Annotated in this window: 12 protein-coding genes; 6 read left to right on the top strand and 6 right to left on the bottom strand. The window is 62.7% G+C overall.

All coding sequences use genetic code 11. The annotated features are described in order from the left end of the window. Positions 1-98: 98 nt before the first annotated feature. Both EV679_RS04980 and prpC read right to left on the bottom strand, forming a co-directional pair. A complete protein-coding gene (locus tag EV679_RS04980) occupies positions 99-1,553 on the bottom strand; it encodes a bifunctional 2-methylcitrate dehydratase/aconitate hydratase (RefSeq protein WP_130486607.1) in 1,455 nt (484 codons plus the stop codon). A gap of 77 nt (positions 1,554-1,630) precedes the next feature. After that, positions 1,631-2,788 carry a bifunctional 2-methylcitrate synthase/citrate synthase gene (prpC, locus tag EV679_RS04975; RefSeq protein WP_068366704.1) on the bottom strand — a complete coding sequence of 386 codons (1,158 nt, stop codon included), beginning with the start codon at positions 2,786-2,788 and terminating at the stop codon, positions 1,631-1,633. A gap of 194 nt (positions 2,789-2,982) precedes the next feature. Between prpC and EV679_RS04970 the strand changes: the two genes are divergently transcribed. Then, positions 2,983-4,443, top strand: coding sequence for a short-chain fatty acyl-CoA regulator family protein (locus tag EV679_RS04970; RefSeq protein ID WP_068366707.1), 1,461 nt, complete (start codon positions 2,983-2,985; stop codon positions 4,441-4,443). A gap of 64 nt (positions 4,444-4,507) precedes the next feature. Here EV679_RS04970 and EV679_RS04965 read toward each other — a convergent pair whose 3' ends face one another. The 4 genes from EV679_RS04965 to EV679_RS04950 all read right to left on the bottom strand — a co-directional run bounded on the left by EV679_RS04965 (position 4,508) and on the right by EV679_RS04950 (position 11,487). Further along, entirely contained in the window at positions 4,508-7,015 is a 2,508-nt protein-coding gene (locus EV679_RS04965) for a PKD domain-containing protein (protein WP_130486606.1), read from the bottom strand. A 54-nt stretch (positions 7,016-7,069) separates the two neighbouring features. Further along, positions 7,070-9,847 (bottom strand): TonB-dependent receptor, encoded by a 2,778-nt coding sequence (locus EV679_RS04960; RefSeq protein ID WP_242611421.1) that lies wholly within the window; start codon positions 9,845-9,847, stop codon positions 7,070-7,072. Positions 9,848-9,959: 112 nt separating this feature from the next. Then, positions 9,960-10,988 (bottom strand): FecR domain-containing protein, encoded by a 1,029-nt coding sequence (locus EV679_RS04955; RefSeq protein ID WP_165389950.1) that lies wholly within the window; start codon positions 10,986-10,988, stop codon positions 9,960-9,962. Continuing rightward, the gene (locus EV679_RS04950) at positions 10,975-11,487 is read right to left on the bottom strand and encodes a sigma-70 family RNA polymerase sigma factor (protein ID WP_068366718.1); all 513 of its coding nucleotides are present in this window, start codon (positions 11,485-11,487) and stop codon (positions 10,975-10,977) included. Before EV679_RS04950 ends, EV679_RS04955 begins: the two co-directional genes overlap by 14 nt. 434 nt (positions 11,488-11,921) lie before the next feature. Between EV679_RS04950 and EV679_RS04945 the strand changes: the two genes are divergently transcribed. The 5 genes from EV679_RS04945 (at position 11,922) to EV679_RS04925 (ending at position 15,904) form a co-directional block, all read left to right on the top strand. After that, positions 11,922-12,755: an ABC transporter substrate-binding protein gene (locus tag EV679_RS04945; RefSeq protein ID WP_068366721.1), complete on the top strand. Its 834-nt coding sequence runs from the start codon at positions 11,922-11,924 to the stop codon at positions 12,753-12,755. A gap of 136 nt (positions 12,756-12,891) precedes the next feature. After that, positions 12,892-13,719, top strand: coding sequence for an ABC transporter substrate-binding protein (locus EV679_RS04940; RefSeq protein WP_068366724.1), 828 nt, complete (start codon positions 12,892-12,894; stop codon positions 13,717-13,719). 15 nt (positions 13,720-13,734) lie between these two features. Continuing rightward, a complete protein-coding gene (locus EV679_RS04935) occupies positions 13,735-14,427 on the top strand; it encodes an amino acid ABC transporter permease (protein ID WP_068366727.1) in 693 nt (230 codons plus the stop codon). Further along, positions 14,424-15,143 carry an amino acid ABC transporter permease gene (locus tag EV679_RS04930; protein ID WP_068366730.1) on the top strand — a complete coding sequence of 240 codons (720 nt, stop codon included), beginning with the start codon at positions 14,424-14,426 and terminating at the stop codon, positions 15,141-15,143. The genes EV679_RS04935 and EV679_RS04930 overlap by 4 nt, the downstream gene beginning before the upstream one ends. Further along, a complete protein-coding gene (locus EV679_RS04925; protein ID WP_274519705.1) occupies positions 15,140-15,904 on the top strand; it encodes an amino acid ABC transporter ATP-binding protein in 765 nt (254 codons plus the stop codon). The genes EV679_RS04930 and EV679_RS04925 overlap by 4 nt, the downstream gene beginning before the upstream one ends. Positions 15,905-15,906: the final 2 nt, after the last annotated feature.

Genomic DNA, 15,906 nt, shown 5'->3' with positions numbered 1-15,906 from the left:
CCGCCGCGCCCGGCATGGCCGGTGACCCGGCGCCAGCCGTGGGGACTGGCGGGGTGCTGCCGGCATTCTCCTGCGGTCACGGCCCTGCCGCAGGCCGCTCAGATGACGTAGAGGTCAACGTATTCGTTGACCGGGATGTCCTCCAGCTTCGCCTGGTCCAGGCTCACCGCCAGGATGGCTTCCTGCTGGCGTGCCGGGAACTGGCGCGCCAGGTTGGTGCGGAACTTGGCTTCCAGCAGGGGGATGCCCTGCCCGCGGCGGCGCTTGTGGCCAATGGGGTACTCCACCACGACCTCGTCCAGGCGGCTGCCGTCATTGAATTCCACGGTCAGCGCGTTGGCGATGCTGCGCTTTTCCGGGTCATGGTAATCCGCGGTGAACTGCGGGTCTTCCTCGCAGTGGATCTTGGCGCGCAGCGCGTCGATGCGTTCGTCGGATTGTGCGAAGGCATCTTCATAGTGCGCTGCCACCAGGTTGCCATGGATCAACGGCACGGCAACCATGTACTGGATGCAGTGATCGCGGTCGGCCGGGTTGTTGAGCGGGCCCTGTTTGTCGATGATGCGGATGCAGGCCTCATGCGTGCGAATGGTGATCTTGCGAATGTCCTCGATCGACTTGCCGGCCGCCTTGAGCTTGCCATGCAGCGTGACTGCTGCCTCGACTGCCGTCTGGCTGTGGAACTCCGCAGGGAAGCTGATCTTGAACAGCACGTTTTCCATGACATACGAACCATAGCTGCGCTGGAACTTGAAGGGCTGGCCCTTGAAGAGCACGTCGTAGAAGCCCCAGGTCTTGGCCGTCAACACGCTGGGATAGCCCATTTCGCCGGTTTTGGCGATGAGCGCCAGGCGCACCGCACGGCTGGTGGCATCACCCGCGGCCCAGCTCTTGCGGCTGCCGGCGTTGGGCGCATGGCGGTAGGTGCGCAGCGACTGGCCATCGACCCAGGCCAGCGATACCGCATTGATGATTTCGTCACGCGACAGGCCCAGCATTTCCGCGACGACAGCTGTCGAAGCCACCTTGACCAGCACCACGTGATCCAGGCCCACCTTGTTGAAGGAATTTTCCAAAGCGATGACGCCTTGGATTTCATGGGCCTTGATCATACCCGTCAGCACGTCACGCATTTTCAGCGGCGTCTTGCCCTGAGCCACGCGGTTGCGGCTGATCCAGTCGGCCGTCGCAAGAATGCCACCCAGGTTGTCACTGGGATGGCCCCACTCCGCCGCCAGCCAGGTGTCGTTGAAATCCAGCCAGCGGATCATGGCGCCGATATTGAAGGCGGCCTGCACCGGGTCCAGTTGGAACTGCGTGCCCGGTACCTTGGCGCCATGCGGCACGATGGTGCCGGGCACGATCGGCCCGAGCAGCTTGCGGCAAGCCGGATATTCCAGGGCTTCCAGCCCGCAACCCAAGGTGTCGATCAGGCAGTTGCGTGCGGTTTCATAGGCCAGCGACGACTCGATGCGATAGTTGATGACGTAATCGGCAATATCGACCAGGACCTGATCGGGTTCGGGGCGGACGTTGGAAATGTGTGCGGACATGGCGCTTCTCGTCTGTCAGAAAGTATGGGTAAAAAATGCCGGCCCATGCAGGCCGGCTGGGGCAAGGCGGCTGGCGCTCAGCCGCGCTTTGCCAACGGCACGAAGACCTGGTCTTCCGGGCCGATGTAATTGGCGCTGGGGCGGATGATCTTGCCGTCCTGGCGCTGTTCGATCGCATGCGCGCTCCAGCCCGCAGTACGGGCCAACACGAACAGCGGCGTGAAGTGCGCGGTAGGAACGCCCATCATGTGATAGCTCACGGCGCTGAACCAGTCCAGATTGGGGAACATTTTCTTGGCGTCCCACATGACGCTTTCGAGGCGCTCGGCAATGTCGAACAGGCGCAGCGTGCCGGCTTCGCCGGACAGCTGGCGCGCCACTTCCTTGATGACCTTGTTGCGCGGATCGCTGACGGTATAAACCGGGTGGCCGAAGCCGATCACGACTTCCTTGCGTTCCACACGGGCGCGGATGTCGGCCTCGGCTTCGTCAGGGGTGGCATAGCGATTCTGGATTTCAAAGGCGACTTCGTTGGCGCCGCCATGCTTGGGGCCGCGCAGCGCGCCAATGGCCCCGGTAATCGCCGAGTACAGGTCCGCGCCCGTGCCCGTGATGACGCGGCAGGCGAACGTCGAGGCATTGAACTCGTGCTCTGCGTACAGGATCAGGCTGGTGTGCATGGCCTCGACCCAGGATGCAGGCGGTGTCTTGCCATGCAGCAGGTGCAGGTAGTGGCCGCCAATGGAATCATCGTCGGTTTCCACTTCGATGCGACGGCCATTGTTGGCGTAGTGGTACCAGTACAGCAACGCGGACCCCAGCGAAGCCAGGAGCTTATCGGCGATATCGCGAGCGCCCGGCAGGTTGTGGTCGTCCTTTTCCGGCTGCACCGTGCCCAACGCCGACACGTAGGTACGCATGACGTCCATGGGGTGCGCAGCGGCGGGCAGTGCCTCCAGCACGGCACGTACCTGCACCGGCAGGCCACGCAGGCTTTTCAGCTTGGTCTTGTAGGCGGTCAGTTCGGCCTGGCTGGGCAATTTGCCATGCACCAGCAGGTAGGCGATTTCTTCGAATTCGCTACCATTGGCGAGGTCCAGGATGTCGTAGCCGCGATAGTGCAGGTCGTTGCCGCTGCGACCTACCGTACACAAGGCGGTATTGCCCGCCACGATGCCGGACAGTGCCACGGATTTCTTGGGCTTGAAGCCTGTGGAAGTCGTTTCTTCACTCATTTTTGCTCTCCTCTTGTTCCTGGCGGTCAGTGCCGCTGACTGGGCGGAATCGCTGAATTTTTATTTGCAGTCTACGCAAGCCACCCCGCCATGTCATCCTTTACAAGGCGAAAATCGGCGTACCCTGAATGCCACTTTTGCGAATCTTGCGAATAAAATGCCGGCTTAAATGGCTTTCAGGGATAGGTACAGGTATGCGTAAGGTTTTCATGGGCGTACGGCTGCGCCGGCTGCGTGAAGAGCACGGCATGACGCAGGCAGCGCTGGCGCGCACGCTGGGGCTGTCTCCCAGCTACCTGAACCAGCTTGAAAAAAACCAGCGCCCCCTCACCATGCCGGTGTTGCTGCGCCTGAACGAAGTCCTGGGCGTGGACGTTCAGAGCTTTTCCGATGACGGCGAAGCACGCATGGTCGCCGCTTTGCGCGAGGTGACGGCCAGCCTGCCTGCCTCGGCCGTGGGCGGTACCGACGACGCCCGTATTTCTCTCGCGGAAATCCGTGAAATCGCAGCGAACATGCCCGCGGTCGGGCGCGTGCTGATCCAGTTGCACCGGCGCCATCGCGAAGCCCTGGAACGCCTGGACAGCATGGCCGAAGTACTGGCGGGCGACGATGCCGGCGACCGCGGCCGGGCGCTGGCGGCCCCCGACCAGCCCTACGAGGAAGTGCGGGATTTCTTTTTCACCCATCACAATCACTTCACCGAACTGGATCGCCGCGCCGAACAGTGTTTCGACGAATGGGAACTGGCCGACTGCCACCCGCAGCAGCTCGCGGACCGCCTTGCCGCGCGTCTGCAGGCGCGCCACGCCATCACGGTGCGTCTGCATTCTCCCGGTCCTGGCCTGCAGCGCAGGCTGGATGCCAGGACCGGCGAGCTGTCTCTGTCACCCGCCCTGGCACCGGGCCAGCAGGCCTTCCAGCTGGCCACGCAACTGGCTTTCCTGGAAATGGACGATACCCTGCGCCGGATGTCAGAAGCACCCCGATTTTCCGGCGCCGAAGTCCGCCGCCTGGTACGCCTGGGCCTGGCCAATTATTTCGCTGGTGCGCTGATCCTGCCTTACGGCCGCTTCCTGGCTGCCGCCGAAGCCTTGCGCTACGACATTGATCTGCTCGGACAACAATTCGGCGTCAGCTTCGAGACCATCTGCCATCGCCTCAGCACCATGCAGCGGCCGGATGCCACCGGCGTGCCCTTTTTCTTTATCCGGGTAGACCGGGCCGGCAATATTTCCAAGCGCCAGTCGGCCGCGCATTTCCATTTTTCACGCATAGGCGGCACCTGTCCGCTGTGGAACGTGTATGAAGCGTTTTCCCATCCCGGCCGCATTCTGCGACAGCTGGCGCGCATGCCGGATGGCCGCGTCTATCTCTGGATCGCCCGTACCGTGTCACACCAGACTGGCGGCTTCGGCCAGCCTGAAAAAATGTTTGCCGTGGCCCTGGGGTGTGACATCGAACATGCGCACCGTCTGGTATATGCACAAGGACTGGATCTGCATGACCCCCAGGCGCCCACGCCCATAGGCATGGGTTGCAAAGTCTGTGAACGGCCCGCCTGTCCGCAGCGGGCCTTTCCGTACATCGGCGGGAAGCTGGCCGTCAGCGAGGACCTGGGCAGCTTCTCGCCCTACCCGCTGGCGGCCGGCTAGGCGGCCATTCCGGTACGCCCCATCACCATGGCGTACCGGAACCCGGCCGACAAGACTTGCCGGCTTACATATAGGTCAACCAGCCGGTGTAGCTGAAGTTCCAGTCCGGACGGCCGGCGATCTCGAAGGACCACAGCAGCGTTGCGTTGAAAATCATCTCCGCATTCGGATTGTCCCGCTGCAGCTGCAGGCGGAACACGACGGATTCCCCCTTGCGGATGATCTGGCCATTTTCCAGCCCCTCGAAGATTGCACTGAAATCGGCCGCATCGGATACAGCCTTCAGGTTCTCTATCTTGTAATCCTTGTCGAAGGCTGTCAGGCGGTAATAGCTGACATCGGGATCAAAGTTCTCCGAGAAAGAATAGCGGTTCACGTAGTTCTGCTGTTTGTTGGGCAGGGCACGCTGACTCAATTCGGTTTCGTCGGCCGACTCCAGCGTCTTCAGCTGCTCCAGCAGCAGGGTCGGGAAGTGGGCCCTATCCACGGCCGGCACGCTCAGGGTGTAAGGCCCGACGGTGATGGAACCGTCGTACACCAATGCCTCCATCAAGTAGTTGCCTGGCATGGTAGGCGCCAAGGTCTGCTTGGCGCACGACCAGCTGCGCGCTTCCAGGATTTCCGCCCAATACTGCATCAGGGTCTTGCCCGCCGCAGCCAGCGAGGCATCCGAAGCGGTACGGCCATTCTGGCACGCAGCGTCGGAGGCGAAGGCGAACTGGTGGCCCGACGGTTCCCCCGTGAGATTCCACAGATAGGTCATGGTATCGCCATCCGGGTCGTAGGCATTGGCGTCGACCGAGAACGAGTTGTACACCACCACGTCTTCCGTCACATTGGTCACCCCGCTGGTGTACTTGCGCCGTTCCCGCACGCCCAGGACCAGAGGCTGTTCCGCGGTATACGGCTGGTCCAGCGTAGGCCGGACTACCGGGGCATGGTTTTCGGACTTCGCCTTGATGGTGATGTAGTTCGGACGGTTATTGGCGTAGTAGTTCGGAAAGCCCCACTCGTCAGTGACCGTCAGGCGCGCCGTGTAATAGCCCGGCTTGTCCAGCATCAACAGCGGCCTTTCCACCTTCGCATTGTCAAAAGCGGCCTCGCTGCCATCCGGCCGATCCAGCAGCTCCCAGCGGAATACCAGGCGGTTGCCATCCACATCAGAACTGTTGCTACCGGAAAGCGAAGCCTTTTCGCCCACCATGAAGTTCGTATTGCCGGTCGCACTGCTGGCCTCGGCGCGCGGCGCATGGTTGGCGCCCAGCATCACCGTGTAAGTCTGGCGCACGGTATTGCTGTAGGCGCCCTTGCTGTCCTTGAGGCGCGCCTCGATGACGTAGTCGCCGTCCACCTTGGGAATGAAACCGCTGTCCCAATAGGACGTGCTCAATGTGGAATCGGCCACCGGGTCAAAGCCCGAGGGATAGGACACCCAGGTCCATTCATAGACATAGCTGTCGCCATCAGGATCGAAGGCAGCGCGATCGCTCGTGAAGATCACTTTCTGGTTGCTGCGTTCGATCTCATAGGTGTTGTTGCCCGAAGGCGGCAACGGCGACGCCAGAACCGGCGGCATGTTTTCCGCCCCCTCCGGCGGCTGCGCACGCAGGCCCAGCATGGTCGAGGAACGCGTCACGCCGTCATAGACATAGAGCGTAACGTAATAGGTCGCGGCGACATCGGGCGTGAACGTCATGGTCACCGTGCGCTCGCCCTGCATGGAGGCTTCCGAGCCGATAGGCAAACCGTTGGAATTGCCGTTGCCCTGGAAATCCCAGCGGTATTGCAGGTGGCCGGTCTCGCCGGGATGATCCGGATCCGTGCTCAGTTCAGCGCTCAGCGTCACCGGCTGGCCCCGCACAACCATCAGCGTCTTGCCATTGACGGACTGGCCGTCCTGGCTGATGACGGCCACTGGCGGCACATTGGCCGCCACGACCTTGATATCGACTTCGTCCACCGCACTGACCATATCGCCATAGCGCACCGTCAACGCAGCCTTGTAGTCCCCGGTCTTGTCGGCCGTGAAGCGAGGCTGCACCTGCGTGGCGTCGTCAATGCTGGCCGTGCTGCCTTCGGGCACCGTTACCAATACCCAGGAATACATCAGCCGGGTCGGGTCGCCCTGGTAAGGCGGCTGGCTGCCGGAACCGTCCAATTGCACCGGTCCTGGCAAGGTGGCGATATCCTCGCCGGCATTGGCCGTGGGTTCCTTGCTGAACGCCGTCACCGTCACTTGCGCCTCTGCGCCGCGCTGCCCGTCCGTGATGTTCAGCCCGACGACATAATCCCCGACGCGATCCGGCGTGATGGCGCTGCCCGGCTGGTCAGTCGTGGCCAGCACCGCCTTGCTTGCGGGCGGGAAGCTGCGCAGCTTCCAGGCATAGGCGGGCGAACCGCCAGCATCGGTGCTGCTCGTTAGCTTGACGGTCTGCCCCACTTCGACCAAGGTCTTGTCGGCGCTGATGCTGACACTGGGCGCGGCACTGCCGCCATCTCCGCCCCCGCCGCAGGCGGCCAGGAACAGCGCCATGCCCAGCCCGGCCATGGAATGTTTGAATATGGAACTCATAAAAACTAGCCTCCCGGGGCTTGCGGCCCCTTGGAAAAATCGAAGCGCTGCAAATCAGAAGGAAACCGTGGCGCTCAAGCGCGCGGTGCGGCCGGGCGCCGGCACCAGCCCGAGGCTCAGTGCATCCAGGTAATAACGGTCGGTGAAGTTGTCGATGTTGAAATCCACGCTGAGGCTGTCGTTCACCTTGTAGGACGCGAACAGATCGAACACCTTGTACGCATGCCATTCCACCGGCGCAGTCGAGGCCAGGCCGATGTTGCTGGACGCCTGGTTATTGTTTTCCGGCACCGGATTGCGCTTGCCCATGAAGGTACCGCGCACGCCCATCGTCAGGCGCTGATCGAACAGACGCGTGCCGATAGTGGCCGTGGCGTGCCACTTGGGCGGAATCATATTGTTGATGTAGCTGTTGGCAATACCGTAATCCGTGCAGGCATAGCGGCGGTAGCTGCCCGTCAGGCAGGTTTCGATCTTGGTATAGCGAGTAGCGCCAAAATCCGTGAACAAAAAGCCCAGGTCATAGGAGCCGCTGACTTCCAGGCCATTGAAGGTGGCGCGGTCGATATTACGCATACGCCAGAAAGAGTTCTGCCCGGTCGAGGTATCTTCCCAGGTATTGCTGATGGTGCGCGTGAGGTAATTGCGCACGGTATTGCGGAAATAGGCGAATTTCAGGCGCAGGTGATCGTTCGACGCCAGCACGCCATCCTGGAAGATGTTCAGGCCGAATTCACGGTTGTAGGCATGTTCCGGCTTGAGGTCGGCATCCAGCGTGGGCGTCACGGAAAACCCGCTGGAGCTTTCGAACAGGCTGGGCATGCGGATCGCCTCGGCATACAGGCCATAGAGCTGCCAGCCGTTGGTGAATTCCCAGGTTGCGCTGAGACTGGGTGTGACGCCCGTCTTGCGGTTGCTGTAGAACACCGGGTCGCAACGACCGTCGTTGTCCGCATCCACGCAGAACGCACTTTCTTCGTCGATCTCGATGGCGTTGTCGTCCTGAACACGGAAGCGCGTATAGCGCAGCCCCGCGTCCAGCGTCAGGCTGTCCACCGGCTTCCATTGCAGCGAGGTGAACAGGCCATATTCGGTGCGCTTGCCGTCACGGAAGAAGCCATTATTTGTCCCCTGGTCGTCACCCAGCGCATGGGAACCGATTTTTTCCCACTGTACCGACGCACCGTAATCCAGGCGGATGCTGCCCAGGCGATAGAACATCATGGAATTGGTGAGATCCACGCCGCGCCGCTTGTATTTCTCGCGGCCATTGAGCGAACCACCTGAAACCTGCCCTATCGTTTCCGAGTAGTTGCGGTTGAGCGTGTCGGTGTCCGTCAGCCAGGCATTCAGGCGTACGTCGATCAGGTCATTGTCCAGGGGATTCCAGCGGTAGCGCGAGGTATAGGTCTTGACCGTGACCTCGCTGTTCTCCGTCTGCTCGGCATTACCGAACCAGATCAGCTGCGAGGGCATCAGCTGCCCGTAGGAACTGTCGTAGCGCATGAAGCCCAGTTCCAGCTCCTGGTCGGCCGGCAGCCAGGTCTTGGCCTTGAGCAGCGTCGAATTGCTCTTGTAGTTGCTGTTGACGATCAGCTCTTCGCCGCGAAACCGCGAAGCGCCTTCCAGCTTGGGCACCACCTGGGTGTAGAAACCGCGATTGTACTTCTCGCTCAGGTCCAGCCAGGGGGTCTGACCATGCTTGCCGGCGTAGTAATTGCCCTGCTCGCGGTGCGCGTAGGCAGCCACCAGGTCCAGTTTCTCGAAGCGCTTGGCAATGGCGATGCTGCCGGCATAGCTTTTCGGCGTGAAGGTACCGGGGCGGTCCATGGTGTCGTCGGTGGGATACAGCTGGGCCACGTCCGACCCCTGGCACAGCCAGGCGCTGGCGCAATCCTGCCGGTATTCCGTCACGCCGCCCAGCAGCCCGCCCACCGAGCGGTAGCCCGATTGCGTGCCCGGGTCCACTGGTGAACCGCTGTTGTTGCCGATGGCACTACCGCGCATGCGGATGCCAAAGGTTTCACCGTCCTTGACGATATCTGCCGCCTCCAGCGTGCGCATACTGACCATGCCGCCAATGGCGCCCGTGCTTTGCGCCGTCATGGTCACGCCCTTGTCGATCTGGATGCCACCGATCAGATCAGGATCGACATAGCTGCGTGACGACACGCCGGAGTAGCCACGGTAGACCGTCGTTTCCTGGCGTGCGCCGTCGATCAGCACCGGTACGCGGCCCTGGCCCTGCATGCCGCGGATATTGATATCCAGGCCGCCGCTGTTGCGATTCTCGCCCACCAGCACGCCAGGCGTGCCCTTGAAGATATCGCCCACCGAGGTTCCGCGGAAACGTTCGATGTCGTCGCGCGAAATGTAGCTGGATGAACCCGCCTTGCGGTAAGCCTCGTCCTTGGGAGACAGATCATCCCCTGTCACGACGACAGTATCCAGCACCGCCGTGTCACTCGCCTGGGGAGCGGCGCGCAACAGGAAACTGCCATCCTCAAGCTGGCGCGCTTCCAGGCCGGTACCGGAGAGCAGGCGCCCCAAGCCATCGGCCGCCGAGTAACGCCCTTGCAGGCCGGGGCTGCTCACTCCCTGCGTCAGGGCCGGCGCGCTGCCCACCATGACGCCGGCCTGCTGCCCGAACTGGCCCAGCACCTCATTAAGGCGGCCAGGGGCAATGCTGAAATCCAGCAGTGCAGCGGCCGGCGCGGCTTCCGCCGCAACAGCTACGGAAACGCCTGGACCGGGCAAATGTCCCATCCCCAGGAAAACAGTGATCAGGCACGCCCGCGTCACAGTGAGACGAGGAAGAAAAGTAACTGGCATGGCTACGGCATCCCATCAAAACGGTTGCTGGCGCCCATGTGGTGTCCGGGCGCTTCAGCAGGGTTGTCGCTTGAAGGACGGAAATCCGCCGTATTGCTTACAACTCTTACAATCAGCTCGGCAAACTTTCCACTGTGACCCAGAAACGGGAACGATGGCGCACCTGGACCGGCAGGATCTGCGACAGAAGCAACAAGGAAGCATCGGTATCTTCCACGGAAAACACTCCGACGACAGGCAGGCTGGCAATGGCCGGATCGCAGCGCAGCCAGCCACGGCGATAACGCCCCAGTTCCACCAGGAAGTCGGCCAGGGGCATGTTGTCGGCCACAATCATGCCGCGCTCCCAGGCGGCGGCATTGCGCTGCGCCGGCTCCGGGGTTTGCGCGCCCCCGGCACCGAAGGCCAGGCGTTCGCCCGCGTGCACCCGCAAGGCCGCGCGTCCGTCCGCCGGCAGCGGCAGCCAGTCCACCGCGCCTTGCAGCACGGTGAGGTCGTAATGCATGCCGGCGCGTTCGCGCACCACGAAACGCGTTCCCACGGGTTGCAGGACAGCATTGGCCGTCTGCACGAAAAAGGGCCGCCCTTGCAGATCCACGGCCGTTTCGATCAGGATTTCCCCCTGCAGCAGGGTGACGCTGCGAGCGGTTGCGGTGTAGTTCACATCCACCGCAGAACGCGTGTTCAGATACAGCAGCGTGCCATCATCCAGTTCCAGGATGCGGCGCTCGCCGGGTGCGCTGCTGGCATCCGCCAGCCAGATCGCGGACGTCTGGCGCACCGGCCCGGCGCCATACCAGATGGCAGCCAGCGCGGCTGCACCGGTCACGCCGCGCAGCAGGCCCCGGCGCGCTGCGCGATGCTGCGCCCGGCCCAGTACTTCTCGCACCTGCGGTCCGCCGGCAGCGCCAAGGTGATCCTGCAGCGCCACGCCCAGCCCGGTCACCCGTTGCCAGGCGATTTCATGCCGGGGATCGGCCGCGCGCCAGCGTCGACAGGACTCCTGGTCCTGCTGCTCCGCACCGGCCTGTATGCGCGCAGCCCAGGCTGCCGCCTGGCGCACGATGCCGCGTTCCAGCGGCGCCTCGTCCGCCGGGCCGGGGGGCCGCAATAGCGTGCCTTGTCTGTCAGGAGAAGTCATAGACAGCGAAATAGCATTGTTCCAGGCCTCGCGCAACAGCTTTCTGCACCGCATTGGCCGTGACGCCCAACTGCGCCGCAATTTCCTTGTGCGACAGGCCGTCTATCTGGGCCATCAGGAATATCTGGCGGGTACGCAGCGATAGCCCATCGAGGGCTTTCCAGACCGCCAGCAATGACTCCAGGATCAGATACTGTGTTTCCACCGAATCGCAGCAGGGTTCAGGCTGGCCGGCCATGACTTCCTCCCAGGCCTGCTCCAGCGCACGGCGGCGGAAATGGGAAGCGACCAACCGCGTCGCGATGGTGCTGAGATAGGCGCGAGGTTCCAGCAGGTGCGCCAGGTCGACCCGCAACAGGCGTTCGAACACATCCTGCGCCAGGTCGGCCGCCTGATGGTTGTCCCCCAGCCGCCGGCGCAACAGCGAAACCAGCCAGGCATGATGTTCGCGGTACAGACCATGTACGATCTGGTCGCGTTGCGCAATATCGCCCGCCATGTTGTCGGTACCTTACTCCAGGGAAATCCAGGGGGAAAACTCGCCAGCCGCGGAATCCGGCGGGCATGGGCCCGCCGCTGCGCCAGGATTGCCCACTGGCGGCCAGGCAAACTTCGGGGGGCCCAGGAATGGAATGATAATACTTATTATCAACAGATGTATATTCCCGCAACGTTCCCAGCCACCGCCCGCGTTGTTTTTTCGTTCCTGGCCCGCCCTCCCGGTTTTCCCTGATGCCGCCCCGGCCCGTCGCCCTGGACCGCACCCTGCCCTTTTGAGGTGAAACCAGCACAGGCGCGGGATGCGTCACACCTGGCGTATGCCCTCTGCAGGCCAAATAAAAAGATATCCTTTGTTTATATGAAAATGTGATTTCATAATTTTCCGTCCTATTGATAGTCTTGCAATCACTCAACGTGAATCAGGGATGCAAGATGAAATTCCGCCGTTTGTTCTCCGTTCTGGCTGGCTCCGTGCTTGGGCTGGCCGCGCTGTCGGCACAGGCCGACCAGCTCGATGACATCAAGCAGAAAGGCGAGTTGGTCGTGGGCGTGCTGGGCACGGACGAACCTGCGACTTTCATCGACCCCAAGACCCGCCAGTTCATTGGCTATGAAGTGGACCTGGCCACCGAAGTTGCCAAGGCCATCGGCGTCAAGCCGGTCTTCAAACAGGTGGCAGTGGCGGCCCGAATTCCCGAACTGCAACAGGGCCATGTGGACCTGATCGCCGCCGGCCTGACACACAACAAGGAACGCGAGGAACTGATTGATTTCTCCGTCACCACTTTTGTGACCGGCCAGAAGGCCCTGGTGCGCGCGGACAGCGGCATTACCGACCTCTCCGGCCTGGAAGGCCGCAAAGTCGTGACCATCCGCGGCGGCACGCAGGAACCCAATATCCGCAAGGCGGTGCCGGGCGTGGACGTGGTCACTTTCGATACGAGCCAGCAAGCCTTCCAGGCCCTGCAGCAGCGCAAGGGCGTAGGTTACGTGGACGACGAGGCGGCGCTGATGCGCGTCTACGCCAAGCTGGGCGATGCCAAGAAAGATTACGTGGTGCTCAAGGACAACCTGAGCCAAGAATCCCTGGCCTTCGGAATCCGCAAGGGAGAAACCGGCCTGAAGGCCGTGGTGGATGAGACCTTGCGCGGCCTGGAAGGCAGCGGCGAAGCCGAACGCATCTTCTTCAAGTGGTACGGTCCGGACACCAAGTCTCAGTTCGAATCCCGCGATTTCAAGCTGGAAACCGATCAGATCGACGGCTAAGCCTGGCGCACGGCTTTCCGGCAGCGGCCCGCATGGCAACCATGCGGGCCGCGCCGCCGTTTCCCGTCCGTGCCGCCAGCCTGTACCATTCCTCTCCCGCCGCAATCCCGGCGCAGACCTTCTGGAACCTATCCGCATGATCCGCAAATTCACCCTGTCTGCGGCCTTCGCCCTGACCTCCCTGCTGACCCTGCCCGCCGCCCACGCCGACCAGCTCGATGACATCCGCGCCAAGGGCGAAATCGTCATCGGCGTGCTGGGCACGGCCGAACCCTACAGCTATATCGACCCGAAAAGCCGGCAGCTGGTCGGCTATGAAATCGACCTCGGCCATGAAATCGCGCAGGCTCTGGGCGTCAAGCCGGTGTTCCGCCAGATTGCCGTGGCGGCCCGCATCCCGTCCTTGCAGCAGGGACACGTGGATATCCTCGCGGCCGCTCTGGCCCGCATTCCCGAACGCGAGCAGCAGATCGACTTTTCGTTGCCCATCTTTGTGACCGGGCAAAAGGTGCTGGTGCCGAACCGCGGCGGCTTGCAGCACGTGGCGGAACTGGACGGACGCAAGGTCGTGACCATCAAGGGCGGCACCCAGGAAGACAACATCAAGGCAGCCGTCCCTGGCGTCACCGTGGTGAGCTTCGACAGCGCGCCCCAGGCTTTCCTTGCCTTGCAGCAAGGCAAGGCGGAAGGTTTCGTCGATGATGAATCCGGCCTGATCGGCGTCCTTTCCAAGGCGGGCACCAAGGCCAGCGACTACGCCATCCTGCCCGAACGCGTCAGCACCACGACCGTCGGCATTGGCCTGCGCAAAAACGAACCGGCGCTGCTCGATGCCGTCAACGCCGCGCTGGGCGCGCTGGAACAGGACGGCAAGGCAGAGAACCTGTTTTTCAAGTGGTACGGCCCGAACACCCGCCACGGCTTCACGCAGCGGGACTTCCGCTTCGAGGCTTCCCAGCCCTGACGCCGGCAGGTGACCATGGGTTTTGATCTCTCCATGCTGATGGGCGGCCAGTATCACGAGATGCTGATGGCTGGCCTGCGCCTATCGCTGCTGCTGTTCGTGGTTTCGCTGGCCTGTGCGCTGCCGCTGGCGGTCATCGTGGCCCTCATGCGCCTGTCGCGCTTCGCCATGCTGCGCGCGCTGGGCATGGCCTATGTGGAAGCCATCCGCAACGTGCCGCTGCTGGCGCAAATGCTGTTCTGGTATTTCGGCGCGCCCGAATTGCTGCCGGAAAGCGTGCGCTACTGGCTTTATGACGGCGAAATCGAGGCCGTCGCGGCCATCGTCGCCCTCTCCCTCTATACCGCCGCCTACATGGCCGAAGACATCCGCAGCGGCATACGCGCCGTCGCACCGGTGCAGTCCGAAGCCGCCCGGGCGCTGGGCCTCAGCTACCTGGAAAGCATGCGCTTGGTCATCCTGCCACAGGCGGTGCGCATTACCGTGCCGCCGCTGATTTCGCAGACCCTCAATCTGTGGAAGGGCACCAGTATCGCCACCGTCATCGGCGTATCCGAGCTGATGTACCAGGCCGGCCAGGTGGAAAGCGCAAGCTTCCGCAGCTTCGAGGCCTTCGCCTTCGCATCTGCCTCCTATCTGGGCCTGTCGCTGCTCATCACCGCGCTGGCCGCCTGGTACCAGCATCGTTATCCGGCGAGGGCGCTATGAGTTTCCTGGAAGTCATCGACACCTATTGGCTGTATTTCCTCGTCGGCCAGTACCCCAACGGCCCGCTGGGCGGCCTGGCGCTGACCCTCGTACTGGCGGCAGCGGCCTTGCTGCTGGCCTTTCCGCTGGGCGTGCTCCTGGCCTTCGCGCGCCTGAGCCCCTGGAAAGTGCTGCGCTGGCCGGTCACAGGGCTGGTTTTCGTGGTGCGCGGCACGCCGCTGCTGATGGTCGTGTTCTGGGCCTATTTCTTCCTGCCCAGCGTTACCGGCGTCAAGACCGACCAATTCGGCACCATGCTGATCGCCCTGGTGATTTTCGACGCCGCCTACCTGTCGGAGATCGTGCGTGCCGGCATCCAGGGTCTGCCGCCAGGGCAGATGGAAAGCGCCCGCTCGCTGGGTCTGGGCTATTTCCGCGCCATGCGCTTCATCGTGCTGCCGCAGGCCCTGGTCAACATGCTGCCGTCCCTGGTGAATCAATTCGTCTCCACCATCAAGGAAACCTCGCTGGGCTATATCATCGGCCTGTCCGAAGTGTCCTTCGTCACCTCGCAAATCAACACCCAGGTCATGACCCATCCGGTGGAAATCTACCTGGTGCTGGGCCTGACCTACTTCCTGCTGTGCTTTGCACTGTCGCGCTGCGCCTATGCCATGGAGCGGCGCCTGGCGCGCCGTCCGCAAGCCCGGCAGGAACCCCAAGGAGTTCCTGCATGAACATGATTCAGTTCGAGAACGTCAACAAATGGTATGGCAAGTACCAGGCGCTGACCGATGTCAACGAGACTGTCGCCAAGGGCGAGGTCGTGGTCGTCTGCGGCCCGTCCGGTTCGGGCAAGTCCACGCTGATCCGCACCATCAACCGGCTGGAACCCATACAGTCCGGCACCATCAGCGTGAACGGCCAGGACATCTACGACCCCAAGCTGGACCTCAACGAGTTCCGTTCTCACATCGGCTTCGTCTTCCAGCAGTTCAATCTGTTCCCGCACCTGAGCGTGCTGGAAAACTGCACGCTGGCCCCCATCCGCCTGCGCGGCCTGGCGCCCGCTGCGGCCAGGACCCGCGCCATGGCGCTGCTGGAACGGGTCGGACTGGCCGCCAAGGCCGACGCCATGCCGCACTCGCTGTCCGGCGGCCAGCAGCAACGCGTCGCCATTGCCCGCGCCTTGGCCATGGAACCGCCGCTGATGCTGTTCGATGAGCCCACCAGTGCGCTGGACCCGGAGATGGTCAGCGAAGTGCTGCTGGTCATGCGCGACCTGGCTCGCGAAGGCATGACCATGGTCTGCGTCACTCATGAAATGGGATTTGCCCGCGAAGTCGCGGACCGCATCATTTTCATGGATGCCGGACAGGTCCTGGAACGCGGCACGCCCAAGGATTTCTTCGAACGCCCGCAACATCCGCGTGCACAGAAGTTCCTGGCAGACATCCGTTCTCCCTTCGCCACGCCCAACGCCCAGCCTGCCGCCTGATT

The organism is Kerstersia gyiorum (assembly GCF_004216755.1).
In the GTDB taxonomy this organism is placed as follows: Bacteria; Pseudomonadota; Gammaproteobacteria; order Burkholderiales; family Burkholderiaceae_B; genus Kerstersia; species Kerstersia gyiorum.
The sequence above is the reverse complement of the archived record's forward strand: the minus strand, read 5'-3'. Positions and strand labels throughout refer to the sequence as shown.

Bases quoted from the DNA above. Each gene is read 5' to 3' on its own strand.
- EV679_RS04980 (WP_130486607.1), bottom strand. From the start codon at position 1,553: ATGTCCGCACACATTTCCAACGTCCGCCCCGAACCCGATCAGGTCCTG.
- prpC (WP_068366704.1), bottom strand. From the start codon at position 2,788: ATGAGTGAAGAAACGACTTCCACAGGCTTCAAGCCCAAGAAATCCGTG.
- EV679_RS04970 (WP_068366707.1), top strand. From the start codon at position 2,983: ATGCGTAAGGTTTTCATGGGCGTACGGCTGCGCCGGCTGCGTGAAGAG.
- EV679_RS04965 (WP_130486606.1), bottom strand. From the start codon at position 7,015: ATGAGTTCCATATTCAAACATTCCATGGCCGGGCTGGGCATGGCGCTG.
- EV679_RS04960 (WP_242611421.1), bottom strand. From the start codon at position 9,847: ATGCCAGTTACTTTTCTTCCTCGTCTCACTGTGACGCGGGCGTGCCTG.
- EV679_RS04955 (WP_165389950.1), bottom strand. From the start codon at position 10,988: ATGACTTCTCCTGACAGACAAGGCACGCTATTGCGGCCCCCCGGCCCG.
- EV679_RS04950 (WP_068366718.1), bottom strand. From the start codon at position 11,487: ATGGCGGGCGATATTGCGCAACGCGACCAGATCGTACATGGTCTGTAC.
- EV679_RS04945 (WP_068366721.1), top strand. From the start codon at position 11,922: ATGAAATTCCGCCGTTTGTTCTCCGTTCTGGCTGGCTCCGTGCTTGGG.
- EV679_RS04940 (WP_068366724.1), top strand. From the start codon at position 12,892: ATGATCCGCAAATTCACCCTGTCTGCGGCCTTCGCCCTGACCTCCCTG.
- EV679_RS04935 (WP_068366727.1), top strand. From the start codon at position 13,735: ATGGGTTTTGATCTCTCCATGCTGATGGGCGGCCAGTATCACGAGATG.
- EV679_RS04930 (WP_068366730.1), top strand. From the start codon at position 14,424: ATGAGTTTCCTGGAAGTCATCGACACCTATTGGCTGTATTTCCTCGTC.
- EV679_RS04925 (WP_274519705.1), top strand. From the start codon at position 15,140: ATGAACATGATTCAGTTCGAGAACGTCAACAAATGGTATGGCAAGTAC.